Source organism: Dongia deserti, assembly GCF_003574735.1.
Lineage (GTDB): Bacteria > Pseudomonadota > Alphaproteobacteria > Dongiales > Dongiaceae > Dongia_A > Dongia_A deserti.
The window spans coordinates 49,726-74,328 of record NZ_QORW01000023.1; the positions used below are offsets into that span (position 1 = coordinate 49,726).

Consider the following 24,603-nt stretch of genomic DNA (forward strand, 5'->3'; position numbering starts at 1 on the left):
GACGAGGGCATGAGCAAAGTTTTCAAGGCTGCGTGTGTTCAAATGAATTCGGCCGCGGAGATCGCGCCGAATCTCGAGAGCGCGAGCGCGTTCATTCGGGCGGCGGCGGGCGCCGGTGCGCAGCTCGTCATGACGCCGGAAAACACCACTTTGATCGAGCCGAACCGCGCGCGGCAACTCGCCAAGACGCCGGTCGAGGAGGCGCACCCTGGCATCCCGCATTTCTCCGCGTTGGCGAAGGAGCTCGGCATCTGGCTGCTGATCGGCTCGATGCCGGTGCGCGCCGACGAAAGGCGCATCGCCAACCGCAGCTTCCTGTTCGATCCGTCGGGCAGCACCGTCGCGCGCTACGACAAGATCCACATGTTCGACGTCGATCTGCCGAACGGCGAGACCTATCGCGAATCGAACGGCGTGAAGCCGGGCGAGCAGGCGGTGGTGGCGCAAACGCCCTGGGGCGCGCTCGGCCTCACCATCTGCTATGATGTGCGCTTTGCCTATCTGCATCGGGCGCTGGCCCACGCCGGCGCGGTGATGCTGACGGTGCCGGCCGCCTTCACGGTGCCGACCGGCCAGGCGCATTGGCACGTGTTGCTGCGCGCCCGAGCGATCGAGGCCGGCTGCTTCGTGTTCGCGCCGGCGCAGACCGGGGAGCATGCGGAAGGCCGCCGCACCTATGGCCATTCGCTGATCATCTCCCCATGGGGCGAGGTGCTGGCGGATGCGGGCGACCAGCCGGGCTACATCATGGCCGACGTCGATCTCGAGCAGGTATCGAAGGCGCGCGCCATGGTGCCGGCGCTGCGCCACGACCGGGAGTTCGAGCGGCCGCACAGTTTGATGCGGGCCGCCAGCGAATAGCGGCCATTGCCGCAAGATTTCAGTCGCAAGGGAGGAAGAGATGTCGCTACGCATCAACGATACCGCTCCGGACTTCGAGCAGGATTCGACGGCCGGAAGGATCAAGTTCCACGACTACCTGGGTGACAGCTGGGGCATCCTGTTCTCGCACCCCAAGGACTTCACCCCGGTCTGCACCACCGAACTCGGCTACATGGCGCGCCTGAAGCCCGAGTTCGACAAGCGCAATACCAAGATCCTGGGCCTTAGCGTCGACCCCATCGGCAACCACGAGAAATGGTCCAAGGACATCGAGGAGACTCAAGGCGCCAAGGTCAACTATCCGCTGATCGGCGATTCGGACCTCAAGGTCGCGAAGCTCTATGACATGCTGCCGGCCGGTGCCGGCGACACGTCGGAAGGCCGCACGCCGGCGGACAACGCCACCGTGCGCTCGGTCTTCGTCATCGGCCCGGACAAGAAGATCAAGGCGACGCTCACGTACCCCATGAGCACCGGCCGCAACTTCGACGAGGTGCTGCGCCTCTTGGATTCCTGCCAGCTCACCGCCAAGCACACGGTCGCCACGCCGGTGAACTGGAAGCAGGGTGAAGACGTGATCATCCCGCCTTCGGTCTCCGACGACCAGGCCAAGCAGAAATTCCCCGGCGGCTGGAAGGCGCTGAAGCCCTACCTGCGCATCGTGCCGCAGCCGAGGTAACACATTTCGACTGATCTGGTCTGTTGCCCCGCGGCTTCGGTCGCGGGGCTTTTATTGAGCAGTTCACTGACGCGGCTCCCGGAGGAGCGGTGATCAGAGAGATTGCCGCAAGAAGCTCACACGCTGCGGGGCGCCACAGCCGGCCAGATGTGGACGACTAGTGTCGCGGCGATTGCGCCGGCGGCACCGAATCCAGCGCCGTGCCAGTCAAACGATGGCAACAGGTCGCTGTACAGGAGCAGCGATCCGCCAGCCCCTCCGCCCACCACCGCCGAGCTCAGAAGCGAGGCTGGGCGATACCTGAAGAGCGGCGTGAGCAGGCTCATCGCCAACCCGGTGAAGAGCGCTGCCTTCCAACCGACCGGCAATCCGCAGAGCATGACCACCGGCAGCAGAACGATCGCTGTGAGCGTGCTATCGAGAAGCGGCCGCGTCGACACGATCGTCCAAAAATCGAAGGTCGCGCCGCCGACGAGCGGCCCCACAACCAGGTAGACCAAGATCCGAAGCAAGTGCTTTTTGGCACCGTGCCAAAGCCGAGTTTCCATTGTTGCCGTGTGAAGCCGAGAGATCGACTCCATTCCAGCAGATCTCAGTATCGGCATGGTAACCCCTCACACGCTGACTTGACGGAAGCAGTATATTGTGGAATTGTGCAATTAGCAAATTAGCTAATGATTGAGTTTTCGCATGTCGCTGGACAAGGTCTTTGAAGCGCTCGCCTCCGGCCCGCGGCGGGAGATCCTCGCCTACCTATCATCGGCGGAGCTCTCGACCTCCGAGCTGGCGGAGCGCTTCAAGATGAGCGCACCGACGATTTCGCGGCATCTCTCCGTCCTGGAGAATGCCGGCCTCGTCACCAGCGCACGGCACGGGCAGTTCGTGCTCTACAAGCTCGCGCCCGACAATCTCGTGAACACGCTGGCCGGCTTCGCCTTCGAGCTGTGCCCGGTCGGCGGGCCCTTGAAGCGCGAGTCGCGCAAGCTCGCGGCGCAGAAGAAGACGAAGACGAAAACGAAGACGGTACGCAAGCCGGGCTGATCTTCGCGGCCGGCGCTCAGGCAAAGAGGGGAAAGCCATGCAGCATCTGCCGGAAAGCCTCAGTCATCATCGCGTTTCCACCGACGATCTCAACAGCGTCATCGAAGGCGACGTCCGCTACGCGCCGCTGAAGTCGCTCTGGTTCCTGGGCATGGCCGGCGCGGCTGTCATTGGCGGTGTCTATTTCTTCACGTGGTCCGGCCTTCTCCTCTTCTTCCTCGTCACCGGCGCCGTGCTGCTGCTCGGCCACTCGCTCGGCAGCCACCGCAAGCTGATCCACAACAGCTATGAATGCCCGAAATGGCTCGAGTATTTCTTGGTCTATATGGGTGTACAGGTCGGGCTGGCGGGGCCGCTGGGGCTGATGCGTGCGCACGAGCTGCGCGACTACGCGCAGCGTCTGCCAACCTGTCATGACTACCTGCGTCATGGAAGTTCGTTCTGGAAGGATGCGTGGTGGCAGCTGAATTGCGAGCTCATACTCAAGAATCCGCCGAACATCGCGATCGAGCCGCGCATCGCGGAGGATCGCTTCTATCGCTTCTTGGAAGCGACCTGGATGCTGCAGCAGATCCCGCCGGCCTTGCTGTTCTACGCCATGGGCGGCTGGAGCTTCGTGATCTTCGGCACCTGCGCGCGGGTAACGGCGGGCGTGCTCGGCCACTGGCTCATCGGCTACTTCGCGCACAATGACGGCGGCATGCATGTCGAAGTGAGGGATGCCGCCGTGCAGGGGCGCAACATCCGCCTCACCTCCATCCTCACCATGGGCGAATGCTGGCATAACAATCACCATGCCTATCCTGGCTCGGCGCGGCTTGGCCTGTTCGCGGGCGAATGGGATCCAGGCTGGTGGACGCTGCTGCTGTTTCATCGGCTGGGGCTCGCCTGGAGCTTCCGGCTCCCGAAGGATTTGCCCGAGCGGGCGGAGCTGCATTCGGTCGATCGGCTGGCCGGTGCGGTCCTGCAGCCGGCGCGCTACGATCTGCGAGAGGCACGCTTCGTGAAGCCGCGGCTCGCCTGCTATTTCCGGCAGCTCCGGGAACTCCGTAATTCCGCAGGGCGGCTCCGCATGGAATGGCCGGCGGGCACCCTCAATCTAAAGCCGATGCGCACGCTCGTCGGCGACAGGGTGGAGCTTACCGTCGATCCAACACTCGATCTGCTGGTTGTGCATCACGACGCGAGGAGCTTCGTCGGCCTTCCCGCGGTCTGCCTGGCGATGGCGCAGCGCAATCTCGGCACGTGGATCGTCGCGCTTATCTTGATGCCGATGGCTGTGGCGCTTGAGTCGGTGCGCAGCGCGATGTCGCTGCGCCCGGTGGCTTGAGGTTCGCCGCTAGCGCAGCCGCTGTGCAACCATGCGCTGGACGACAGCGCGCCTGGGTTCCGTCACGTCGCCGCACTCATAGGCCAGCACCTGCAACGCCTGCGTGGCGGCGAATTCCAGCAGCTCGCCGGGGCGGAGCAGGAAGTCGGGATTGCTGGGCTTCCCGAACCGCTCGTTGCCTTGGCCGAAGGTCTCGTAGATCAGCACGCCGCCCGGCGCCAGCGCGCCGGCCAGGTGCGGGAAGAGCGGGCGGTGGAGATAGTTGGTGACGATGATCCCGTCGAACCGCCGGTCGCCCAGCGGCCAAGGGGAGCCGTCTTCCAGGTCGGCGGCCAGGACTTCGACACCGGCCTGCGTCAGGTCATGAAGGTCAGCGACATCGCGGTCCAGCGCGGTGACCTGACAGCCTAAGTTCTTGAAATAGCGGGTATGGCGTCCGCTGCCGGCGGCCAGATCAAGGACTTTTGACCCAGCGGGAATGAGGCCGGCATGGGCCGCCACCCAGGCAGAAGGACGGGTCTCACACGCTGTTGTCATAGCTGCGACGCATTTAGACTTGTTAAACTTTCCAGCTGTGCCATCTGTTAAGCCCGGAACACGCGATCAACGGCAACTTTTCGAGCGATGATTCTTTACCAACTCCGCTGTGCCAAGGAGCACGAATTCGAAGCCTGGTTCAAGGATGGCCAGACTTGCGAGCGGCAGCTTGCGCGCAAGACGGTCGAGTGCCCGTCCTGCGGCAGCCGCAAGGTCTCCAAGGCGCTGATGGCACCGCGCATCAGCGGGTCCGAGAAGAAGCAGCAGTCCGCGAACCTGCCTGCCAAGCCGGCGGTGGATGAGAACCGTCATCCGATGTCGGTGATGGCGACCACGATGCGCCAGCATCTGCAGGAGATCCGCAGTCAGGTCGAAGCAAATTGCGACTATGTCGGCGACAAGTTCGCCGAGGAAGCGCGCAAGATCCATTACGGCGAAACCGAATCGCGCGGCATCTACGGCGAAGCGACCGATCAGGAGCATCAGGAGCTGGAGGAAGAAGGCGTCGAGGTTGCGCGCATCCCCTGGCTGCCAAGGTCGGACGCTTAGGATTCAGTAATCAGAGATCAGATATCAGAAGTCTGAAGATCGCTGTGCGGTCTGATCGCTTAGTGTCCGCAACACCGTCATTCTCTGAAAGAAGCAAAGTCTCCCGGCTCCAGGGAATTCACACGCAACATCAAACCCGCTTCGCTGCCAGCATGTAGTTGACGTCGAGGTCGCGGGTGAGAGACCAGCGGTCGGCCAGAGGATTGTAGGTGACGCCGGTCATCTGCTCGATGGCGAAACCAGCCTGGCGCAAAGGGCGCGCCAGCTCGGAGGGCTTGACGAACTTGCGCCAGTCGTGGGTGCCGCGCGGCAGCCAACGCATGACGTATTCCGCGCCGACGATCGCCAGCGCAAAAGCCTTGGCGGTGCGGTTGAGCGTCGCGAAGAACATCAGGCCGCCCGGCCGCACCAGCTGGGCGCAGTTCGCGATGAAGGCATCGACGTTCGCGACATGCTCGATCACTTCCATTGCCAGCACAATGTTGAAGTGCGCGCCGCGCTCCACCATGTCCTCTGCCGCACATTGCAGGTAGGTGATCTTGAGCCCGCTCTGCTCCGCATGTGCGCGGGCAATGCCGATGTTGCGCTGGGAGGGATCGACGCCGGTCACGTCTGCGCCCAGATGGCGCATCGGCTCGGTCAAGAGGCCGCCGCCGCAGCCGATCTCGCACAAGGACAAGCCCTCGAACGGGGTATCGCCCGGCTCTCGGCCGAAGTGGCGCGTGGCGACATCGCGGATGAATCCGATGCGGGTCGGGTTGAGCTGATGCAGCGGCTTGAAATCGCCGGTCGGGTCCCACCAGGCCTCGGCCATGGCGCTGAACTTGGCGATCTCGGTGCTGTCGACCGTCGTGACGGCGGGATCGGGGATGGAGTGGAAAGACATCGATACAATCGGCCGATTCTGGCGGAAATCCGCCGTTGAAACGAAGGCCCAGCCCTTGCTTCGCTGGGTTCCTTTGAGTATGGATAGCCGCCGCCGGCAAGACAATGCCTTCCGGCCGGCAATCTGCTGCAGTTTAAGGGTTTTTTCCGAACATGAAGGCGCCGGCAAAGACCAAGACCCGCGTGGTCATGAAGTTTGGCGGGACTTCGGTCGCCAATATCGAGCGCATTCGCGCCGTCGCCCAGCGCGTTAAACGCGAGGTCGACGCCGGCAACGAGGTCGCGGTTGTGGTCTCCGCCATGTCCGGCACCACCAACCAGCTGGTCGCCTGGTGCGGTGAATTGTCGCCGCTCTACGACGCCCGCGAATATGACGTGGTGGTGGCCTCGGGCGAGCAGGTGACGTGCGGCCTCCTCGCCATCGCGCTGCAGACCATCGGCGTCAATGCCCGCTCCTGGCTGGGCTGGCAGATCCCGGTGGAGAGCGATGATGCCCACGGCAAGGCGCGCATCACGCGCATTCGCACTGAGGATATGATCGCGCGCTTCGCCCAGGGCCAGGTGGCGGTGGTCGCCGGGTTCCAGGGCGTGGGCCAGGACAATCGCGTGACGACGTTGGGCCGCGGCGGATCGGACACCTCGGCGGTGGCGCTGGCCGCGGCCCTGAAGGCGGACCGCTGCGACATCTTCACCGATGTCGACGGCGTCTACACGACCGATCCCCGGATCGTCGCCAAGGCGCGCAAGCTGGACAAGATCAGCTACGAGGAAATGCTGGAGATGGCCTCGGTCGGGGCCAAGGTGCTGCAGATCCGCTCGGTCGAGATGGCGATGAAGCACGGTGTCAGGCTGCAGGTGCTTTCGAGCTTCGAGGACAAGCCCGGCACGCTGGTGGTGGATGAGGATGAGATCATGGAACAGGAACTGGTGAGCGGCATCGCCTACAGCCGCGACGAAGCGAAGATCACGCTGCTCAAGGTGGCCGACCGGCCGGGCGTCGCCGCCTCCATCTTCGGCCCGCTGGCGGACGCCAACATCAACGTCGACATGATCGTGCAGAACGTGTCGGAGTCGGGCGACACCACCGACATGACCTTCACCGTGTCCAAGGCGGATTTCGAGCGCGCCAAGCAGGTGATCGAGGGGCAACGCAATCAGGTGCAGTTCGCGGGCATGATCGCCGATTCGAACGTGGTGAAAGTATCGGTGATCGGCGTCGGCATGCGCTCGCATGCCGGCATCGCGCAGCGCATGTTCAAGGCGCTGGCGGAAAAGGGCATCAACATCCAGGTGATCTCCACCTCCGAGATCAAGATCAGCGTGCTGGTGGCGGAGGAGTATACTGAGCTCGCGGTACGCGCCTTGCATACGGCGTACGGGCTCGACGCCGCATAAGGGAATCAGGACCACAGACAACAAGATGGACCGTGCGCACGCCGAGGCACTGCTGAACTACCTGTGGCGTCGCGGAACCGAGTTCCTCGGTTGCCGCTACGCCATCATGGGCGGGGCAATGACCTGGGTTTCGGAGCGCCATCTGGTTGCGGCCATCTCCAATGCCGGCGGGTTCGGCGTGATCGCTTCCGGCTCCATGACACCCGAGGTCCTGGCGACTGAGATCGCCGAAACCTACAAGCTGACCAGCCAGCCCTTTGGCGTGAATTTGATCACGCTTCATCCAAAACTTGAGCAGCTGGTCGAGGTTTGTCTCGATGCAAAGGTGGGGCATGTGGTGCTGGCCGGCGGTCTGCCGCCGGCGTCCGCCATCCAGCGGTTGAAACAGGGCGGCGCGAAGGTGATGTGCTTCGCTCCGGCGGTCGCGCTTGCCAGGAAGCTGGTGCGCACCGGCGCCAATGCCATCGTGATTGAAGGCATGGAGGCCGGCGGCCATATCGGCCCGGTCTCGACCAGCGTTCTGGCGCAGGAGATCCTGCCCGTCGTGCGGGACGTTCCGGTGTTCGTGGCGGGCGGCATCGGCCGAGGGAACGCCATGCTGGGCTACCTGGAAATGGGCGCGTCGGGCGTGCAGCTCGGCACGCGCTTTGTCTGCGCGACCGAATCGATCGCGCATTCCAAGTTCAAGCAGGCCTTCATCCGCGCGGCAGCGCGCGACGCCATGCCCTCGGTCGCACTGGACAACCGCTTCCCTGTCATTCCGGTGCGGGCGCTGGTGAACGAAGGCGTGCGCAAGTTCATGGACGTGCAGAGGCAGGTCATCGAGAAGTTCGACCGTGGCCAGCTGGACCAGAAGGCGGCCCAGCTCGAGATCGAGCATTTCTGGGCGGGCGCCCTGCGCCGCGCGGTGATCGAAGGCGATGTGGAGACCGGCTCGCTGATGGCGGGCCAGAGCGTCGGCATGGTCACCAAGGAGCAGCCGACCGCGAAGATCATCCAGGAACTGATCGAAGAAGCGCTCCAGGCCGTGCTGGAACGCCCCAAATCCATCTCCGGGTAGGGCCATGACCGACGGGATTGGCCTTACCGGAGCGCGCATTTTGCTGAAGCGCTTGCGCAACGTGATGGCGCGGGGCGGTCCGGCACAGATGCGCCTCGATCAGACCGTGAAGCTGATCGCGGGCGAGATGGTGGCGGAGGTCTGCTCCATCTATCTGCTGCGCGCCGGCGAAGTGCTGGAGCTGTTCGCCACCGAAGGCCTCAAGAAAGAGGCCGTGCACAAGACGCGTCTGCGGGTAGGCGAAGGCCTGGTCGGCGACATTGCCAGCCATGCGCGGCCGCTGGCTCTGGCCGACGCACAGCATCATCCGCAATTCGCCTATCGTCCGGAAACCGGTGAAGAGATCTATCAATCGCTGATGGGCGTGCCGATCCTGCGCGCCGGCCGGGTCATCGGCGTGCTGGTCATCCAGAACCGCACGCGCCGGCAATACAGCGAAGAAGAGATCGAGACCCTCGAGACCGTCGCCATGGTGTTGGCGGAGCTGGTTGCGAGCGGCGAGCTGGTCAGCCAGGACGAGCTGCGGCCGGGCGACGGCATCGCGCTGCTGCCGATCCGGCTGGATGGGATCACGCTTTGCCCAGGCCTGGCGCGCGGCGTCGCCGTGCTGCATCAGCCGACGCTGCAGCTCCTGAATCTGGTGGCAGAGGACCCGGCGCGCGAAGTCGAGCGGCTGACTGCGGCGCTCTCGGAAATGCACAGCTCGATCGACGCGCTGCTCTCCGCCGGTGACATCGCGGGCCATGGAGAGCATTTCGAGGTGCTGGAGACCTATCGCCTGTTCGCCCAGGACCAGGGCTGGCGCAACCGCATGATGGAGGCGGTGCAGTCCGGCCTGACCGCGGAAGCCGCGGTGCAGAAGGTGCAGAACGACACCCGCGCCCGCATGCGCGAAGTGACCGACGCCTATCTGCGCGAACGGCTCGCCGATCTCGACGATCTCGCCAACCGCCTGCTGCGCCATCTGCTGGGCGCGGACGTCCCGAGCACGCGCCGCCTGCCGGACGAGGCGATCGTGGTCGCGCGCGCCATGGGCCCGGCCGACCTGCTCGACTATGACCGCACGCGCCTCAAAGGGCTGGTGCTGGAGGAGGGCTCGCAGAATGCGCATGTCGCGATCGTTGCGCGGGCGCTCGACATTCCGGTGCTCGGCCGCTGCCAGGACCTGATGCAGAAGGTCGGCGACGGCGACCCGCTGGTGATCGACGGCGACAACGGCACGCTCTTCATCCGGCCGTCGGACGATCTTCTGCAAGCCTTCACCGAAAGCATGCGCCAGCGTCTGATGAAACGCGAGGCATACGAGGCGATCCGCGATCTGCCCGCGGTGACGACCGACGGCATCAAGGTCGATCTCCTCATCAATGCCGGCTTGCTGATGGACGTGCCGCAGCTGGCGGCCACCGGTGCCGCCGGTATCGGTCTCTATCGCACCGAGATCCCGTTCATGATCGCGCACGAATATCCCGACGTGACGCGCCAGACGGAGATCTACAGCAAGGTCCTGGACGGCGCGGGCGACCTGCCGGTCATTTTCCGCACCCTCGATATCGGGTCGGACAAGGTGCTGCCTTATTGGAAACGCGATCCGGAGGAGAATCCGGCTATGGGCTGGCGCGCCATCCGGATCGCGCTCGACCGGCCGGCCATGCTGCGCCAGCAATTGCGCGCCATGATGAACGCGGCCTCGGGGCGCAAGCTGTCCGTCATGTTCCCGATGGTGACGGAGATCGCGGAATTCGATTCCTGCCGCCGGTTGCTGGATTTGGAGCTGCAGCGCCAGGCGCGCCGGAACATTCCGCTACCCAGCGAGGTTAGGGTTGGCGCGATGGTGGAAGTGCCGGCCTTGCTTTGGCAGCTGCCGGAATTACTACCACGCGTCGATTTTCTGTCGGTCGGAAGCAACGATCTGCAGCAATTTCTGTTTGCAGCAGATCGCGATAATCCGGCTGCGGCTGGGCGGTACGACACGTTGGCGCCTGCGATGCTGCGGGCCCTGGCGGAGGTAGCACGCGCCGCGAGCGAAGCGGGCAAGCCGCTTGGCCTGTGTGGGGAGATGGCGGGCGACCCGCTGGCGGCGATGGCGCTGCTCTGCCTGGGTTACCGTGCCCTGTCGATGGCACCGCCACGCGTGCTGCCCATGCGGGCTACTATCCGCGGCCTGGATTTCAAGGGGTTACGTGGTTACTGGCAGACCGTTCGACACCTCGACGGGCCTTCCTTGAGGAGCGCGCTGCTTGATTATGCGTCGGATCACAAGATTCCCCTTTAACACATTGCGACGCCTCGGCCGGGGTATATATTTAGCTCCTAGAGACCAGCGTCCGGCGGCACGAGGGCAAGGGCGGAATCTTGTAAGGATTCCGAAAGTGTTCCGGGCAGATATATGGACATGATGGACGGGTCCGGCACCACAGAGACTAACCAGGCCGCGCGCGGTGGCCTGATCGAGATTGGCGCCATGCTCCGCAGCCGCCGCGAAGAGGTGGGCCAGGATCTCGCTACCGTTTCCGCCGTCACCCACATCAAGCCAAATTATCTCAAAGCCATCGAGGAGGGCCGGCGCAAGGATCTGCCGGGCACCGCCTACATGATCGGCTATATCCGCACCTATGCGAACTATCTCGGTTTCGATGGCAATCGCCTGATCACCGACTACCACGATGCGCTGGCCGGGCAGCACAGATGGGTGGATAAGCGCGCGGCGCCGGCGCCGCCGGCCGGCATCGGCTTGCCCGAGTTCCAGGTTTCGCCGGTCATTCTGCTGGCCGGGTTCCTGATCCTGGGCATCGCGGGCTATGTTGCCTGGGGCTACGCAACCGCCCCGAGAGAGAGGGCGACAGAGACCGCCGAGATTGAGCCGCCGGTGGAGCCGGTGACCCCTGATACTGCCCCGGTTGTACCACCAGCTACCAAGCCGGCCGTCCCGTCGCCAACGGGCGCCAATGCCAGTGCGCCAGCCGAGATCCCGGCCGGAGAGCCGCCGGTCGCGGAAGCGCCTGTCGGCACGCCCATGGGATCCGAAGCGGCTACGGAAGCCGAGGACCAGGTGCCACCCGAGGCTGACCTCGCCAACACGGGCGAGGAAGTGCTCGAAGAATCCCCGCCGCAGCAGGCAGCCGCCGCCCAAGCCCAGGGCCCGGCGGGAAAAATCGTGGTGCGGGCGCGGCTTGAAAGCTGGATCCAGGTCACCAACGCCAAGAAGGACGTTATCTTTTCGCGAGTTCTCCGGGCGGGCGAGACCTATACAGTGCCAGACGAACAAGGCCTGATGTTCACCACCGGCAATGCCGGCGGCGTGGAGATCCTGGTCGATGGCACCAAGCTCAAGAGCCTGGGGACAGTGGGGCTAGTGAAGCGCGATATCCCGCTCGATGCCAAGAAGCTGAAGGACGGCAGCGCCTTCAAGACCAGCAAAGCCACGCCGACCACCAACTGACCTCCTGATCGGCACGGATTAGCCCTTCTATTTCAAATGGTTGACAAGAGGGCAGTGGGCTTGATCTTTTGCCCCTCTCAGCGCATCTTCTGCCCGAATGCGGCGATGCCAATCGCACGCCCGTTGAATTGCGCCCATTTTGCCTCCTAGGTGATCGGGTGCCCCAAACAGGAAAGATGGATTAATGAGCGTCCGCCCTTATCGCGACATCCACCGCCGCAAGTCCCGGCAAATCCAGGTGGGATCGGTGCTGGTGGGCGGCGATGCGCCGATCACCGTCCAGACCATGACCAACACGCTGACGGCGGATGCGGCGGCGACCATCACGCAGATCCAGGAGATCGAGGCGGCCGGCGCGGATATCGTCCGCGTCTCGTGCCCAGACGAGGAATCGACGGCGGCGCTGTCGCAGATCGTGAAGGCGACCAAGATCCCGATCGTCGCGGACATCCACTTCCACTACAAGCGTGGCATCGAGGCGGCTAAGGCCGGCGCGGCATGCTTGCGCATCAATCCCGGCAATATCGGCAGCGCGCAGCGCGTGAAAGAAGTGGTGCAGGCAGCCAAGGACCACGGCTGCTCCATGCGCATCGGCGTCAATGCCGGCTCGCTCGAGCGCGATTTGCTGGAGCGCTACGGCGAGCCATGCCCGGAGGCGATGGTCGAATCCGCGCTCAATCACGCGAAGATTCTCGAGGATCACGATTTCTTCGATTTCAAGATCAGCGTGAAGGCGTCGGACGTGTTCCTGGCGGTCGCCGCCTATCAGGGTATCGCCGAAGCCTGCGACTATCCGCTTCATATCGGTATCACCGAAGCGGGCGGCTTGCGCACGGGCACGGTCAAGTCCTCGATCGGCCTTGGCATGCTGTTGTGGTCTGGCATCGGCGACACGGTCCGCGTCTCGCTCTCCGCAGATCCCACGGAGGAAGTGAGGGTCGGCTACGAGATGCTGAAGTCGCTGAATCTCAGGCATCGCGGCGTGAACCTGATCTCCTGCCCGTCGTGCGCGCGGCAGAACTTCGACGTCATTAAAACGGTGGAAGCGCTGGAGAAGCGCATCGCCCACATCACCACGCCCATGACGGTCAGCATCATTGGCTGCGTGGTGAACGGCCCGGGCGAGGCGCGCGAGACCGACATCGGCTTCACCGGCGGCGGCAACAACACGCACATGGTCTACATTGCCGGCGAGCAGCACCATCGCCTGAAGGACCAGGACATTGTCGAGCATATGGCCGAACTGATCGAGAAGAAGGCGGCCGAGATCGAGGCGGAGAAGGCGGCCAACGACGGGAACGAGGCCGCCAGCAGCGCCGCCTAGGCTCGCTTCGTTTTCTCAGGTCGCCAAGCGTAACTTTTCCAGGAAGGTTCTTCGGTGTCTCAGCTTCAGCCGGTTCGCGGCACGCATGATCTGTTGCCGGACGAGATGCGCCGTTATCGGCACGTCGTCGATACCACGCGCGCCGCGGCGGAGTGCTACGGCTACCTCGAAGTCGGAACACCGATCTTCGAGTTCTCCGAGGTGTTCAAGCGCACGCTGGGCGACACCTCCGACATCGTGACCAAGGAGATGTATACCTTCACCGATCGCGGCGGAGAGACCATCACGCTCAGGCCGGAAGGAACGGCGAGCGTCGCGCGCGCCTTCATCTCCGGCGGCCTCGCCCAGCACGTGCCGCTCAAGTATTTCTACAGCGGCCCGATGTTCCGCTATGAGCGACCGCAGAAGGGCCGCATGCGCCAGTTCCACCAGACCGGTGTCGAGCTGCTGGGCGTCGCGGACCCGCTGGGCGACGTGGAGATCATCGCAGTCGGCGTCGAGGTCCTGCGCCGCATCGGCATTTGGGATCGCTGCTACCTCGAGGTCAACTCGCTGGGCGATACGGAGAGCCGCAAGGCCTATCGCGACGTGCTGGTCTCCTATCTCTCCGGCTACAAGGAGAAGCTGAGCAAGGAAAGCCTGGAACGGCTGGAGCGCAATCCCATGCGCATCCTCGATTCCAAGGACGAAGGCGACAAGGAGATCGTGGCCAACGCGCCGGTATATTCCGAGCACCTCAACCAGGCGAGCCTCGATTTCTTCTCGCGCGTGCTGGAAGGGCTGGAGGCCATCGGCATTCCCCATGCGATCAATCCGCGCCTGGTGCGCGGGCTCGACTATTATTGCCACACCTGCTTCGAGATCATGAGCGATGAGCTCGGTGCGCAAAGAACGGTGATGGGCGGTGGGCGCTATGACGGACTGGTCGGTATCATGGGCGGGCCGGAAACACCCGGCGTTGGCTGGGCCAGCGGTGTCGAACGCTGCATGATGCTGTTGAAGGAAGAGCCGGCGGTGCGCCGGCCGATCGCCCTGGTGCCGATCGGAGATGAGGCGGAGCGCGAGGCGCTGATCCTCGCCAACACGATCCGGCGGGCCGGCCTGCCGGCCGATCTCGGCTATTCCGGCAACATGGGCAAGCGCATGAAGCGCGCCAACAAGATCAACGCCCGCGTCGCGGTGATCCTGGGCGAGACAGAGCTTGCCAAGAACGTCGCCGCGCTGCGCGATCTCGATAGTGGCGAGCAGCGCGAGGTGCCGCTCGACAGCCTGATCGAGTCCCTTGCGCACTATCAGTGACATAAGCCGGCATGGGGTAGGCGATTCGACATTCCTGATCGTCGGGGTCAACCATCGCACAGGGCCGCAATTGCTGCGCGAGCGGCTGCAGGGCGACGCCGGAGACGTCTTGAGATTGCTCGGCCGCTGCCGCGAGAGCGGTATCTCCCAGGCCATGGCGGTCGTGACATGCGATCGCTGCGAGGTGTGGTGCGTGACACCGGACGCAGCGACGACGCAAGCGACGTTGACGGGGCTACTGGCAGAGGCCGGCGGCGTGACCGAAGCGGAGATGGCGCCGCGCCTGCATGCGCTGACCGACGATGCGGCGCTGCGTTATGCCTTCGCCGTCGCCGCTTCGCTCGAAAGCCAGATCGTGGGCGAGCCGCAAGTGCTGGGGCAGGTCAAGGAACTGCAGCAGTTGGCGCAGCACGCCGGCATGAGCGGGCCGGAGCTCGATCGCATTCTGGAGGCGGCGTATCAGGCCGCCAAGCGCGTGCGCAATGACACCGGCATTGCGGGGCAATCGGTCTCCATGGCGGCCTGCGCCGTGAGCGTGTTGCGCCGCATGCACGGCGATGTCAGCAACCTCAACGGCCTCCTGATCGGCGACGGCGACATGGCGGAGCTGATCTTCGAGCAGGTGTCCGCCACCGGCATGAAGCGCTGGACCATGGTCCACCCGCAGGAGCGGCGCGCCAAGGCGTGGGCCGAGCGCAACTACACCCACTGGCGACCGTTCGGGGAGCTGCCGGCGGCGTTCGCGGCCTCGGACCTGGTGGTCAGCGCCCTCGATCTCGGCGCCGAGCTCGTCTCCGTGGAGATGGTGAAAGCGGCGCTGAAGGCGCGCAAGCGGCGACCGATCTTCTTGATCGACAGCGGCGTCCCGGGGGATATGGATGCGCGCATTGCGGATCTGGACGATGCGTTCCTATATACGCTCGACGATCTGGAGCGGCTGGCGATGGCCGGGCGCCAGCATCGCGCCAGCGAGGCGGAGGAGGCTTGGCGCATCGTCAATCAAGCCGTGGCATCGTTCCGCCGGCAATTGACGGAGCAGGAAGCCGCGCCGGTGATCGCCGACCTGCACCGGCACTTCGAGCAGCATCGCGCCGAAGTGCTGGCGCAGCCCGGTATCGATGCGACGGAGGCGACACGGCGTCTGGTCAACAGGCTGCTGCACAACCCGAGCCTCGCGTTGAAGGCGGCGGCGCCGGGCAAGGATCTGGAGGCGGCTCTGCGCCGCCTGTTTGGTTTGAACAACAAGGAAGACAAGACGTGAGCTTGGAACCAAAGCTCGATCGCGTGGTGAAACGGCACGACGAATTGGCATCGCTGCTGGCGAGTCCGGACCAGAAGGACGCGCAGGCCTACGCGCGTAATTCCAAGGAGTATGCCGACCTGACGCCTTTGGTCGAAGCTATCCAGCAATGGAAGATCGCGAAGCGCGAGCTGAGCGACCTGGAAGCGCTGTTGGCCGATTCCAAGACAGAGGCCGAGATGCGCATCCTGGTGGAGGACGAGGTCGTCGCCTTGAGGGCGCACGTGCCGGAGCTGGAGCGCAAGGTGAAGCTGATGCTCCTGCCCAAGGACGAGGCGGACGAACGCAACGCCATCCTCGAAGTGCGCGCCGGCACGGGTGGCGAAGAGGCGGCCTTGTTCGCGGCGGCCCTGTTCCGCATGTATGCGCGCTATGCGGCGCTCAAGGGCTGGAAGTTCGAGCAGATGGACGTCAATGAGACCGGTCTCGGCGGCGTCAAGGAAGCGACCGCGACCATCAGCGGGCGCAACGTGTTCGCGCGGCTGAAATTTGAATCCGGCGTCCATCGCGTGCAGCGCGTGCCGGAAACCGAAGCATCTGGCCGCATCCACACCTCCGCCGCGACGGTGGCCGTGATGCCGGAAGCGGAAGAGGTCGACATCCATATCGACGAGAAGGACCTGCGAATCGACGTGTTCCGCTCGAGCGGCCCGGGCGGCCAGTCGGTCAACACGACGGACAGCGCGGTGCGCATCACCCACATCCCGACCGGTGTCGTGGTGCAGCAGCAGGACGAGAAGTCGCAGCACAAGAACAAGGCCAAGGCGCTGAAGGTGCTGCGCGCGCGGCTCTACGACATGGAGCGTACCAAGCGCGATGCCGAGCGCGCCGCCCATCGCAAGAGCCAGGTGGGATCGGGCGACCGGTCGGAGCGCATCCGCACCTACAACTTCCCGCAAGGGCGCTGCACCGACCACCGCATCAACCTGACGCTCTACAAGCTCGACAAGGTGATGGAAGGCGCCGCGCTCGACGAAGTGATCGATGCGCTGATCGCGAACGATCAGGCCGAGCGGCTGGCGGAAGTGGAGTGACGATCGGCGATCTCCTGAAGGATGCGGCGGCACGCATCGCTGCAGCCGGTCTTGAAGACGCGCAGCGCGAGGCGCGGCTGCTGATGATGGAGGCGACCGGCCTCGACCGTGCAACAATCTTCATGCATGCCGAGCGTGTGATCGATCCGGCGGCAATAGTCCGTTTCCGGGAACTGGCGGCGCGCCGCGCACAGCGCGAGCCGATGTCCCATATTCTGGGGCGACGCGAGTTCTGGTCGCTCACCTTCAAGGTGACGGCCCACACGCTCGACCCGCGTCCCGATTCGGAGACCTTGGTGCAGGCTGTGCTGGATCAAGTCCCGGATCGATTCGCGCCGCTTCGCCTGGTGGATTTCGGCACCGGCACCGGATGTTTGCTGCTTGCGCTGCTGCATGAGCTTCCCCGTGCCGAGGGGCTGGGCGTCGATGCGTCCGAGCCGGCGCTCGTCGTTGCGCGCGAGAACGCGGCCGCGCTGGGGCTGGCCATGCGCGCGGCCTTCCGTCGCTCGGATTGGGACGAACAGGTCGACTCGGCGTTCGATATCCTCATCTCCAATCCGCCCTATATCCCGAGTGGCCAGATCGACACACTGCAGCCGGAGGTCGCGCAATACGAGCCGCGCGCGGCGCTTGATGGTGGAACGGACGGCCTGTGCGCGTATCGCCGGCTGGCCCCAGCCGCCACACGGCTGCTGATCCCTGGCGGGCTGGCAGCTTTTGAAATCGGGGTCGACCAGAGCGATTCGGTTATCGAGATCATGGCGGGGGCCGGGTTGCGGCATATTGCAACAGCCAAGGATCTGGCCGGCATTCCGCGTTGCCTCCTGCTCCGAAAACCGTAGCTAAGTCAAGAGCTTGAAGCCGTCGAGTGGCTGCAACTCAGGGCTGTCAAAAAAGCTATTGGAAAGCCGCCCTGAAATGATTAGGGTCAGCGCCGGCAGTCGGGGCTGACCATGGGCCGCGCCCGGGGGAAAGCCGGCCATCGCACAGCGAAGCCAGCCCCAAAACAGCGCCTCCGCACATTGACTGCGTCTAGCGCCAAGGGGAAGCGGTATAGCCGCTTCGAGATATTGCAAAACGCGCAAGGACGCCGACATGCGGCTTGATCTGCCATTCTCGATCACAGTCGATGACGAAATGACGCTCACATGAAACAGAACAACAACAACAACAACAACCGACGCGCTCGCGGCCGTGGTCCGCGAAAGCCCCACGGGATGGGTGGCGGCCAGCACAAAGTTCAGTCTTTTGACAGCAGCGGGCAGGAAGTACGGGTCCGCGGCAATGCCTATCAGGTCTTGGAAAAGTATTTGCAGTTGGCCCGCGATGCGGGCGCTGCCGGCGACCGGATTGCCGCCGAGAACTTTCTCCAGCATGCCGACCATTACTACCGGGTGCTGAGCGCCATGAATGACGGCCAGCGGCCGCGCATGGGCGGGCGCGAACTCTCTGTTGCCGACGTGAATGTGCAGAACGTGAGCCAAGGCCTGTCAGCCGCGATGTACAATTCCGGCGGCCCCGGTGCCCAGGGCATAGACGGCATGCAGGGCGATAATCCCGGCAATCAGGCCGGCCAGAGCCACGGCCATCAGGGACAGAGTGGGCACCGTCAGGGCGGCCATCAGCATGGCCAGCACGGCCAGCAGGGCCGTTCTCATGGCGATGGCCAAGCCTCGCAGCCGGTCAGCGGCAGTGCCACCCAACCCAACGGCCACGGGAACAACTACGGCAACTACCGGGCCGATCAGCAGCCGTCTTATACCGCACCGAGCGAGCCGGCCGGCGCAACCCCGCCGGTGGCCAGCGATGACCAGCCGGATTATCCCGAGGAATTGCTGCCGTCGCCTGCAGCGCCTGCCGAAGCATCCGAGGCGGCCGCCGAGGAGCCGGAAGAGGGCGTACAGCGGACGGTTCGCGCGCCGCGCCAGCGGCTTCGCGGCCCGCGCCGCGGATCGCGACAGGGCGATGGCCGCGGGAACGAGGCCCGTCAAACCGAGGCTCAGGGCCGCGGACAGGCGGACCCGGAGTAAAGTTGCTTGCGCGCCCGCCCTCGACTGCGGCGGGCGCGCCTCTTGTTTATACGTTAAGCATTCCCATATCGTCTCCAGGGATAAGCTTTCGGGCTTTCTCGGGTAGCATCCAAGAGCGCGTGCTGACCTGATCGGGCGCGCTTGAGCGAGGGCGATTATGGATCTGGAAAAATTCACCGAACGGTCGCGTGGATTCCTGCAGGCTGCGCAAGCGCTGGCCTTTCGATCGGGTCATCAGCGGCTCACTCCCGAACATCTTCTGAAGGTCTTGCTGGATGACAAGGACGGCCTTGCCGCCGGCCTGCTGTGCAAGTCCGGTGCCGATCCCGCGCGCGCCTTGGCCGCGATCGAGAAGGCGCTCGACAAGCACCCGAAGGTCGAAGGCTCCGGTGCGGGCCAGGTCTACATGGCGCCCGAACTGGCGCGCGTGCTCGACCAAGCGGAGAAACTCGCGGAGAAAGCGGGCGACGGATTCGTAACCGCCGAGCGCCTATTGCTGGCGCTTGCGCTGTCCAGCGACGGGTCGACCGGCCGCGTCTTGAAGGATGCCGGCGCGACGGTGCAGGGCCTCAATGCCGCGATCAATGAATTGCGCAAGGGCCGCACCGCGCAAAGTGCCAGCGCCGAAGACAGCTACGACGCGCTGAAGAAATATGCCCGTGACCTGACGGCGCAGGCGCGCGCGGGCAAGCTCGATCCCGTCATCGGACGCGATGAAGAGATTCGCCGCACCATCCAGGTGCTGGCGCGCCGCACCAAGAACAATCCCGTGCTGATCGGCGAGCCCGGAGTCGGCAAGACGGCTATCGTCGAAGGCCTTGCTCTGCGGATCGCCAATGGCGACGTGCCGGAAGGCCTGAAGCACAAATCGCTGATGTCGCTGGATCTCGGCGCTTTGATCGCCGGCGCGAAATATCGCGGCGAATTCGAGGAGCGCGTGAAGGCCGTGCTGCAGGAGATTGCCGCCTCGGAAGGCGATATCGTCCTCTTCATCGACGAGCTGCACACGTTGGTCGGCGCGGGCAAGGCGGAAGGCGCGATGGATGCCTCCAACATGCTGAAACCGGCTTTGGCGCGCGGCGAGCTGCATTGCGTCGGCGCCACCACGCTCGACGAATATCGCAAGCACATCGAAAAGGACGCAGCGCTGGCTCGGCGTTTCCAGCCGGTGTTCGTCAGCGAGCCGAACGTGGCCGACACGATCTCGATCCTGCGCGGCCTCAAGGAGAAGTATGAGCTCCATCACGGCGTGCGCATCACCGATGGCGCGATTGTGGCCGCCGCGACGCTCTCCAACCGCTACATCACAGACCGCTTCCTTCCCGACAAGGCCATCGACCTGATGGACGAGGCGGCCAGCCGCTTGCGGATGGAGGTCGATTCCAAGCCGGAGGAGATCGACGAGATCGACCGCCGCCTGGTCCAGCTCAAGATCGAGCGCGAGGCACTGAGGAAGGAAAGCGACGAGGCGTCCAAGGACCGGCTGAAGACCCTGGTCGACGAGATCGAGGAGCTGGAAGAGCAGTCGCGGCGGCTGACCGAGGAATGGCAGGCGGAAAAGCGCACGCTGCAGGATACCCAAAAGCTCAAGGAGCAGATCGACCAGTCCAAGCTGGAAGCCGAGCAGGCCCAGCGCCGCGGCGATTTCGCGCGCGCGGGCGAGCTGACCTACTCGGTGATCCCGGGTCTGGAAAAGAAGCTGAAGGAAGCGGAGAATGCACAGCAGCACCGCATACTGAACGAAGTGGTGAGCGACGAAGACATCGCCTCCGTCGTCTCGCGCTGGACCGGCATTCCGGTGGACAAGATGCTGGAGGGCGAGCGCGACAAGCTGCTGCGCATGGAGAAGGTTCTGGGCGATCGGGTGATCGGCCAAGAAGAGGCGATCGTCGCCGTCTCCAATGCCGTGCGCCGCGCGCGCGCCGGGCTGCAGGATCCCAACCGGCCGATCGGCTCGTTCCTGTTCCTTGGTCCGACCGGCGTCGGCAAGACCGAGCTGTGCAAGGCGCTCGCCTCATTCCTGTTCGACGACGAGCAGGCGCTGCTGCGCGTCGACATGTCGGAGTTCATGGAGAAGCATGCGGTCGCACGGCTGATCGGCGCACCTCCGGGCTACGTCGGCTATGAGGAGGGCGGCGTCCTGACCGAAGCGGTACGACGCCGGCCCTATCAGGTGATCTTGTTCGACGAAGTGGAGAAGGCGCATCCGGACGTTTTCAACATCCTGCTGCAGGTGCTGGATGACGGCCGCCTGACGGACGGGCAGGGCCGCACCGTCGATTTCAAGAACACGCTCATCATCCTGACCTCGAATCTCGGCAGCGACATCCTCGCTGCGCAGAAGGACAGCGAAGATGTGGAGCTGGTCCGAGCCCAGGTGATGAATGTCGTGCGCCAGGCCTTCCGGCCGGAGTTCCTGAACCGGCTGGATGAGATCGTCCTGTTCCACCGCCTGTCGCGGTCGAACATGACCGGGATCGTGGCGATCCAGCTCAAGCGGCTGCAGGCGCTGCTGGCAGACCGCAAGCTGGAGCTGCAGCTCGACGACAGTGCCAAGGAATGGCTGGGCGAGGCCGGCTACGATCCGGTCTATGGGGCGCGGCCGCTGAAGCGCGTCATCCAGCGCGAGCTGCAGAACCCGCTTGCGACGTTGGTGCTGGAGGGGCGGTTCAAGGCGGGCGATGTCGTCCGCGTCTCCGCCGAACGAGACGGGCTGACCATCGACGGCAAGAAGCTGTCCGAAGCAGCGTAGAAAGCAGGAATTGAATCTGCTTGAGCGGCGTCAGCATCCAACGTTTGCTTATGCCGTTCGTGTCTCGGCGCCGCGTTGACCCATGCGGACGTATTAGTCAGCACAGCTTGACGATTTGTTTACATCATACCGCCTATACGACGGACAGGTTCGTTTGCTCATGGTGAGAACATGTCCGTTCGAGGCCGGTTTAGTGCCACCGTTGTAATCCTGGCGCTTAGTCTGAGCGGCCACTCCCTGGCGCAAGAGACGGCGAGCGCGCCCTCCTCGATTTCCGCCGATATCATCACGCCGGAATTTGTGGCAAGCCTGCGTCAGCAATTACAGCAGCCGGTCACCATCCTGTCCGTGACATCCTCGAACAAGCGTCACGAGGGCGTGCAGCAGGCGGAGATCGATCAGCTCGATGCTGCCTGGAAGAGCGAGGCAAAGTCCGATGATCAGCCGCTGATTGCGGAGATCCTGAGCAGCCCGCTGTCCAGCTATCTGCTCTACACCCAGGCCAAATCCGCCGGCCTCTTCACCGAGATCTTCATCATGGACAGGTTCGGCCTCAATGTCGGCCAGAGCTCCGTCACCTCGGATTACTGGCAGGGCGACGAAGCCAAGTTCCTGAAGACCTTCGCGGTGGGACCCGACGCGGTCTTCATCGACGAGCCGGAATATCACGACGAAACCCAGACCTGGCGCGCTCAGGTTAACTTCACCATCGTGGATCCGGCCAGCAAGGCCGCGATCGGCGCGGCCACCGCCGAAATCAATCTGACCGAGCTGCAGCGCCGGCTCCAGACCGGCCTCTAAGGGGTATCCGTTTATGCGTCTTTCCGATCTCTCGGTCGCAAAAAAGCTCATTGCTGCCTTTTCCATCCTCGGCGTCGTGATCGTCTTCGCCGGCATCATCGCGCACCTGCAATCCGCGCGCATCGAACGGGCGAGCGGCATCAGCGACGCGACCGTGCTGCAGGCCAAGAGCGTCAATACCGTCCTGGCCGACGCGGCCAAAATGCAGGCGGCGATGCGCGGGCTCCTGGTCACCGGCAGCTCCCAGTACGGCAAGGAATTCGAGGCCCTCAGCGGCGAGTTCGACGCGGCGTTGCAGACGGCGCTGCAGCATGCGGCGGGTGACGACGCTCTGACCGCGAGCGTCAAGGAGATCGGCGCCGTCGTCGACGCCTGGCGGACCGGGCCCGCCGCGCGCCAGCTGAAATTAATGCGCCATCCCGATACGGTGAACGAGGCGCGCGCCATCGAAGTCACCGGCGCCGGTGAGGAACTGACGTCGAAGCTGGAGGCCGCCGGCGCGGCCGTGACCGCCGTTCTCGACGCCAATTCCGCCGTGGCCAGCGCGGAGAAGACGGACGCGCTCGAGACGACGTCGATCACGGTGCTGCTGAGCGCGGTTGTGACCTTGGCGGCCTCGATCGGCTTCTTCTTCTGGCTGTCGCGCTCGATCGGCGCGCCGATCCGCTCGATCACCGGCACCATGAACCAGCTTGCCGGCGGCGATATGACAGTCGCGATCCCCTTCGCCGACCGCCGCGATGAGGTCGGCAACATGGCGCGCGCGGTAGAGGTGTTTGCGCAGAATATGCAGCGCAATCAGGAGCTTCAGGCCGAGGCTGCGCGCGACCAGGCCGCCAAGGAGCGGCGCGCCTCGGAGATCGCGCAGCTCGCCCAGCGCTTCGATCGCGATATCGAAGCCATTCTCAAGGCGCTGGTGGGATCGGCCGAGACCCTCGACAAGACCGCAGGCGCGCTCGACCACACCTCGCACGATTCGCTCGAACAAGCGCAAAAGGTCGCGGCGGCGGCGGCAGAGGCCAGCGCGAACGTATCGACCGTCGCGGCGGCGACCGAGGAGCTATCCTCCTCGATTATGGAGATCAGCCGGCAAGTGTCCACTCAGGCCACCATCGCCTCGCAATCGGAGCGTTCGATCGACGAGACCACGGCGCGGGTCGAAATGCTGACCGAAGCCTCGACCAAGATCGGCGACGTCGTCCGGCTGATCACCGAGATCTCGAACCAGACTAACCTGCTGGCGCTCAATGCGACGATCGAGGCAGCGCGCGCCGGCGAGGCGGGCAAGGGCTTCGCGGTCGTCGCCAACGAGGTGAAGAGCCTTGCCAACCAGACCGCGCGCGCGACCGATGAGATCGCGGTGCAGATCGCCGCGATCCAGAATTCGACCCAGTCGACCGCCGATGCGATCCGCTCGGTCGGCACGCAGGTCAAGCAGATGACGGAGATTTCGAGCGGCGTCGCCGCCGCCGTGGAGGAACAGAACGCCGCCACACGCGAGATTGCGCGCAACGTGCAGGAAGCCTCCGCCGGCAACGCGGAAGTGTCGCAGAAGGTGGAATTGGTAGCGCGCGCCGCCGAAGGTACCAAGGGTGCCGCGGCCACCGTGCTCGACGCTTCGCATCAGCTCGGCACGCATACCGACAATATACGCGAGGTGATCGAGCACTTCGTGCGCAACATCCGCGCCGTCTAGGCGGCGCGGACGGTTTCGCACTCAGTTCCTGTTGTCGATGGTTCCCGGCAATGCAGGAATGGTCGGTGGCTTGGCGTTCGATGGAAGCGGCGGCGTCGGTTGCTGGGTAATGCCCTGCGGCTTGGCGCGCTGGGTCTCGGGGATTGCGCCCATGGGTGGCTTAAGCTGCGAGCGATTGCAGGCCTGACGCTGCGAGCCGGCGGCGACTGCAGAGCAATCGAAACCGGGCGGATATTTCGGCTGCGGCGCACCTTCTGCTGCTGCACCCACCGGGACTAGCATTGCCAGCAACAGGCTGAATAGAAGCGATCGCACGGCTTCTCCGTCCTCCTGTCTCGGGTCTTCCGTAAACATGGAGAGTATCCCGCCGTTGCAGAACAGGCACAACGGCCGGACCGGAGAACACCAAGGCTCTCCGCCGAATCTTCCGGGTTCGTGACGTGTGGGCCCGCCTAGAGCGTGATTCCTTCATTCTGAAGCGTATCCTGAGTTTCTGAAGTAGTTAGCGCATTCCTGTGGTGTGAAGACGTCGATGAGCTGACCGATGCCGCGCCAGGTGGTTTCGATGGT

General features: G+C 64.3%; 22 protein-coding genes. 18 read left to right on the forward strand and 4 right to left on the reverse strand.

Annotation, left to right across the window (positions count from 1 at the left end):
• Positions 1-9: 9 nt before the first annotated feature.
• Together DTX69_RS26095 and DTX69_RS26100 are read left to right on the forward strand one after the other, a co-directional pair.
• Entirely contained in the window at positions 10-861 is an 852-nt protein-coding gene (locus tag DTX69_RS26095; protein WP_119304522.1) for a carbon-nitrogen hydrolase family protein, read from the forward strand.
• A 40-nt stretch (positions 862-901) separates the two neighbouring features.
• On the forward strand, positions 902-1,561 hold the full coding sequence (locus DTX69_RS26100; protein WP_119304523.1) for a peroxiredoxin: 660 nt from the start codon (positions 902-904) through the stop codon (positions 1,559-1,561).
• 116 nt (positions 1,562-1,677) lie between these two features.
• On the opposite strand, the gene DTX69_RS26105 is transcribed toward DTX69_RS26100, so the two are convergent.
• Positions 1,678-2,166 (reverse strand): hypothetical protein, encoded by a 489-nt coding sequence (locus DTX69_RS26105; protein WP_162917572.1) that lies wholly within the window; start codon positions 2,164-2,166, stop codon positions 1,678-1,680.
• 85 nt (positions 2,167-2,251) lie between these two features.
• Between DTX69_RS26105 and DTX69_RS26110 the strand changes: the two genes are divergently transcribed.
• The gene (locus DTX69_RS26110) at positions 2,252-2,602 is read left to right on the forward strand and encodes an ArsR/SmtB family transcription factor (RefSeq protein WP_119304525.1); all 351 of its coding nucleotides are present in this window, start codon (positions 2,252-2,254) and stop codon (positions 2,600-2,602) included.
• Positions 2,603-2,639: 37 nt separating this feature from the next.
• The gene (locus tag DTX69_RS26115; protein ID WP_119304526.1) at positions 2,640-3,932 is read left to right on the forward strand and encodes an acyl-CoA desaturase; all 1,293 of its coding nucleotides are present in this window, start codon (positions 2,640-2,642) and stop codon (positions 3,930-3,932) included.
• Positions 3,933-3,941: 9 nt separating this feature from the next.
• On the opposite strand, the gene DTX69_RS26120 is transcribed toward DTX69_RS26115, so the two are convergent.
• Positions 3,942-4,469 carry a class I SAM-dependent methyltransferase gene (locus DTX69_RS26120; protein WP_119304527.1) on the reverse strand — a complete coding sequence of 176 codons (528 nt, stop codon included), beginning with the start codon at positions 4,467-4,469 and terminating at the stop codon, positions 3,942-3,944.
• A gap of 87 nt (positions 4,470-4,556) precedes the next feature.
• Between DTX69_RS26120 and DTX69_RS26125 the strand changes: the two genes are divergently transcribed.
• The gene (locus DTX69_RS26125) at positions 4,557-5,018 is read left to right on the forward strand and encodes a DUF1178 family protein (protein ID WP_119304528.1); all 462 of its coding nucleotides are present in this window, start codon (positions 4,557-4,559) and stop codon (positions 5,016-5,018) included.
• A gap of 130 nt (positions 5,019-5,148) precedes the next feature.
• Here DTX69_RS26125 and ubiG read toward each other — a convergent pair whose 3' ends face one another.
• The gene (gene ubiG / locus DTX69_RS26130) at positions 5,149-5,904 is read right to left on the reverse strand and encodes a bifunctional 2-polyprenyl-6-hydroxyphenol methylase/3-demethylubiquinol 3-O-methyltransferase UbiG (RefSeq protein ID WP_284736078.1); all 756 of its coding nucleotides are present in this window, start codon (positions 5,902-5,904) and stop codon (positions 5,149-5,151) included.
• A 152-nt stretch (positions 5,905-6,056) separates the two neighbouring features.
• Between ubiG and DTX69_RS26135 the strand changes: the two genes are divergently transcribed.
• The 13 genes from DTX69_RS26135 (at position 6,057) to DTX69_RS26200 (ending at position 24,033) form a co-directional block, all read left to right on the forward strand.
• Positions 6,057-7,298, forward strand: coding sequence for an aspartate kinase (locus DTX69_RS26135; RefSeq protein ID WP_284736079.1), 1,242 nt, complete (start codon positions 6,057-6,059; stop codon positions 7,296-7,298).
• A gap of 25 nt (positions 7,299-7,323) precedes the next feature.
• Positions 7,324-8,358 (forward strand): NAD(P)H-dependent flavin oxidoreductase, encoded by a 1,035-nt coding sequence (locus tag DTX69_RS26140; RefSeq protein WP_119304529.1) that lies wholly within the window; start codon positions 7,324-7,326, stop codon positions 8,356-8,358.
• 4 nt (positions 8,359-8,362) lie between these two features.
• Positions 8,363-10,630 (forward strand): phosphoenolpyruvate--protein phosphotransferase, encoded by a 2,268-nt coding sequence (gene ptsP / locus DTX69_RS26145; RefSeq protein ID WP_119304530.1) that lies wholly within the window; start codon positions 8,363-8,365, stop codon positions 10,628-10,630.
• A gap of 120 nt (positions 10,631-10,750) precedes the next feature.
• Positions 10,751-11,797 carry a helix-turn-helix domain-containing protein gene (locus DTX69_RS26150; protein ID WP_162917573.1) on the forward strand — a complete coding sequence of 349 codons (1,047 nt, stop codon included), beginning with the start codon at positions 10,751-10,753 and terminating at the stop codon, positions 11,795-11,797.
• A 184-nt stretch (positions 11,798-11,981) separates the two neighbouring features.
• Positions 11,982-13,121 (forward strand): flavodoxin-dependent (E)-4-hydroxy-3-methylbut-2-enyl-diphosphate synthase, encoded by a 1,140-nt coding sequence (gene ispG, locus DTX69_RS26155; RefSeq protein WP_119304532.1) that lies wholly within the window; start codon positions 11,982-11,984, stop codon positions 13,119-13,121.
• 54 nt (positions 13,122-13,175) lie between these two features.
• The gene (gene hisS / locus DTX69_RS26160) at positions 13,176-14,420 is read left to right on the forward strand and encodes a histidine--tRNA ligase (RefSeq protein WP_119304533.1); all 1,245 of its coding nucleotides are present in this window, start codon (positions 13,176-13,178) and stop codon (positions 14,418-14,420) included.
• On the forward strand, positions 14,404-15,681 hold the full coding sequence (hemA, locus tag DTX69_RS26165) for a glutamyl-tRNA reductase (protein ID WP_119304534.1): 1,278 nt from the start codon (positions 14,404-14,406) through the stop codon (positions 15,679-15,681). The genes hisS and hemA overlap by 17 nt, the downstream gene beginning before the upstream one ends.
• Complete coding sequence (gene prfA / locus DTX69_RS26170; protein ID WP_119304535.1) at positions 15,678-16,754, forward strand: peptide chain release factor 1; 1,077 nt, start codon at positions 15,678-15,680, stop codon at positions 16,752-16,754. Before hemA ends, prfA begins: the two co-directional genes overlap by 4 nt.
• A complete protein-coding gene (gene prmC, locus DTX69_RS26175; protein ID WP_119304536.1) occupies positions 16,751-17,596 on the forward strand; it encodes a peptide chain release factor N(5)-glutamine methyltransferase in 846 nt (281 codons plus the stop codon). The genes prfA and prmC overlap by 4 nt, the downstream gene beginning before the upstream one ends.
• Positions 17,597-17,902: 306 nt before the next feature.
• Complete coding sequence (locus DTX69_RS26185) at positions 17,903-18,784, forward strand: DUF4167 domain-containing protein (protein WP_119304538.1); 882 nt, start codon at positions 17,903-17,905, stop codon at positions 18,782-18,784.
• A gap of 157 nt (positions 18,785-18,941) precedes the next feature.
• Positions 18,942-21,536 (forward strand): ATP-dependent chaperone ClpB, encoded by a 2,595-nt coding sequence (clpB, locus tag DTX69_RS26190; protein WP_119304539.1) that lies wholly within the window; start codon positions 18,942-18,944, stop codon positions 21,534-21,536.
• 171 nt (positions 21,537-21,707) lie between these two features.
• Positions 21,708-22,337 carry a hypothetical protein gene (locus DTX69_RS26195; RefSeq protein ID WP_284736080.1) on the forward strand — a complete coding sequence of 210 codons (630 nt, stop codon included), beginning with the start codon at positions 21,708-21,710 and terminating at the stop codon, positions 22,335-22,337.
• A 13-nt stretch (positions 22,338-22,350) separates the two neighbouring features.
• The gene (locus DTX69_RS26200) at positions 22,351-24,033 is read left to right on the forward strand and encodes a methyl-accepting chemotaxis protein (protein ID WP_119304540.1); all 1,683 of its coding nucleotides are present in this window, start codon (positions 22,351-22,353) and stop codon (positions 24,031-24,033) included.
• A 21-nt stretch (positions 24,034-24,054) separates the two neighbouring features.
• Here the strand turns inward: DTX69_RS26200 and DTX69_RS26205 are convergent, their stop codons facing one another.
• On the reverse strand, positions 24,055-24,387 hold the full coding sequence (locus tag DTX69_RS26205) for a hypothetical protein (RefSeq protein WP_162917574.1): 333 nt from the start codon (positions 24,385-24,387) through the stop codon (positions 24,055-24,057).
• Positions 24,388-24,603: the final 216 nt, after the last annotated feature.

Bases quoted from the DNA above. Each gene is read 5' to 3' on its own strand.
- DTX69_RS26105 (WP_162917572.1), bottom strand. From the start codon at position 2,166: ATGCCGATACTGAGATCTGCTGGAATGGAGTCGATCTCTCGGCTTCAC.
- DTX69_RS26185 (WP_119304538.1), top strand. From the start codon at position 17,903: ATGAAACAGAACAACAACAACAACAACAACCGACGCGCTCGCGGCCGT.
- ptsP (WP_119304530.1), top strand. From the start codon at position 8,363: ATGACCGACGGGATTGGCCTTACCGGAGCGCGCATTTTGCTGAAGCGC.
- DTX69_RS26115 (WP_119304526.1), top strand. From the start codon at position 2,640: ATGCAGCATCTGCCGGAAAGCCTCAGTCATCATCGCGTTTCCACCGAC.
- DTX69_RS26120 (WP_119304527.1), bottom strand. From the start codon at position 4,469: ATGACAACAGCGTGTGAGACCCGTCCTTCTGCCTGGGTGGCGGCCCAT.
- clpB (WP_119304539.1), top strand. From the start codon at position 18,942: ATGGATCTGGAAAAATTCACCGAACGGTCGCGTGGATTCCTGCAGGCT.
- DTX69_RS26205 (WP_162917574.1), bottom strand. From the start codon at position 24,387: ATGTTTACGGAAGACCCGAGACAGGAGGACGGAGAAGCCGTGCGATCG.
- DTX69_RS26140 (WP_119304529.1), top strand. From the start codon at position 7,324: ATGGACCGTGCGCACGCCGAGGCACTGCTGAACTACCTGTGGCGTCGC.
- DTX69_RS26110 (WP_119304525.1), top strand. From the start codon at position 2,252: ATGTCGCTGGACAAGGTCTTTGAAGCGCTCGCCTCCGGCCCGCGGCGG.
- DTX69_RS26095 (WP_119304522.1), top strand. From the start codon at position 10: ATGAGCAAAGTTTTCAAGGCTGCGTGTGTTCAAATGAATTCGGCCGCG.
- ispG (WP_119304532.1), top strand. From the start codon at position 11,982: ATGAGCGTCCGCCCTTATCGCGACATCCACCGCCGCAAGTCCCGGCAA.
- DTX69_RS26195 (WP_284736080.1), top strand. From the start codon at position 21,708: ATGTCCGTTCGAGGCCGGTTTAGTGCCACCGTTGTAATCCTGGCGCTT.
- DTX69_RS26135 (WP_284736079.1), top strand. From the start codon at position 6,057: ATGAAGGCGCCGGCAAAGACCAAGACCCGCGTGGTCATGAAGTTTGGC.
- DTX69_RS26100 (WP_119304523.1), top strand. From the start codon at position 902: ATGTCGCTACGCATCAACGATACCGCTCCGGACTTCGAGCAGGATTCG.
- DTX69_RS26125 (WP_119304528.1), top strand. From the start codon at position 4,557: ATGATTCTTTACCAACTCCGCTGTGCCAAGGAGCACGAATTCGAAGCC.
- ubiG (WP_284736078.1), bottom strand. From the start codon at position 5,904: ATGTCTTTCCACTCCATCCCCGATCCCGCCGTCACGACGGTCGACAGC.
- DTX69_RS26200 (WP_119304540.1), top strand. From the start codon at position 22,351: ATGCGTCTTTCCGATCTCTCGGTCGCAAAAAAGCTCATTGCTGCCTTT.
- DTX69_RS26150 (WP_162917573.1), top strand. From the start codon at position 10,751: ATGATGGACGGGTCCGGCACCACAGAGACTAACCAGGCCGCGCGCGGT.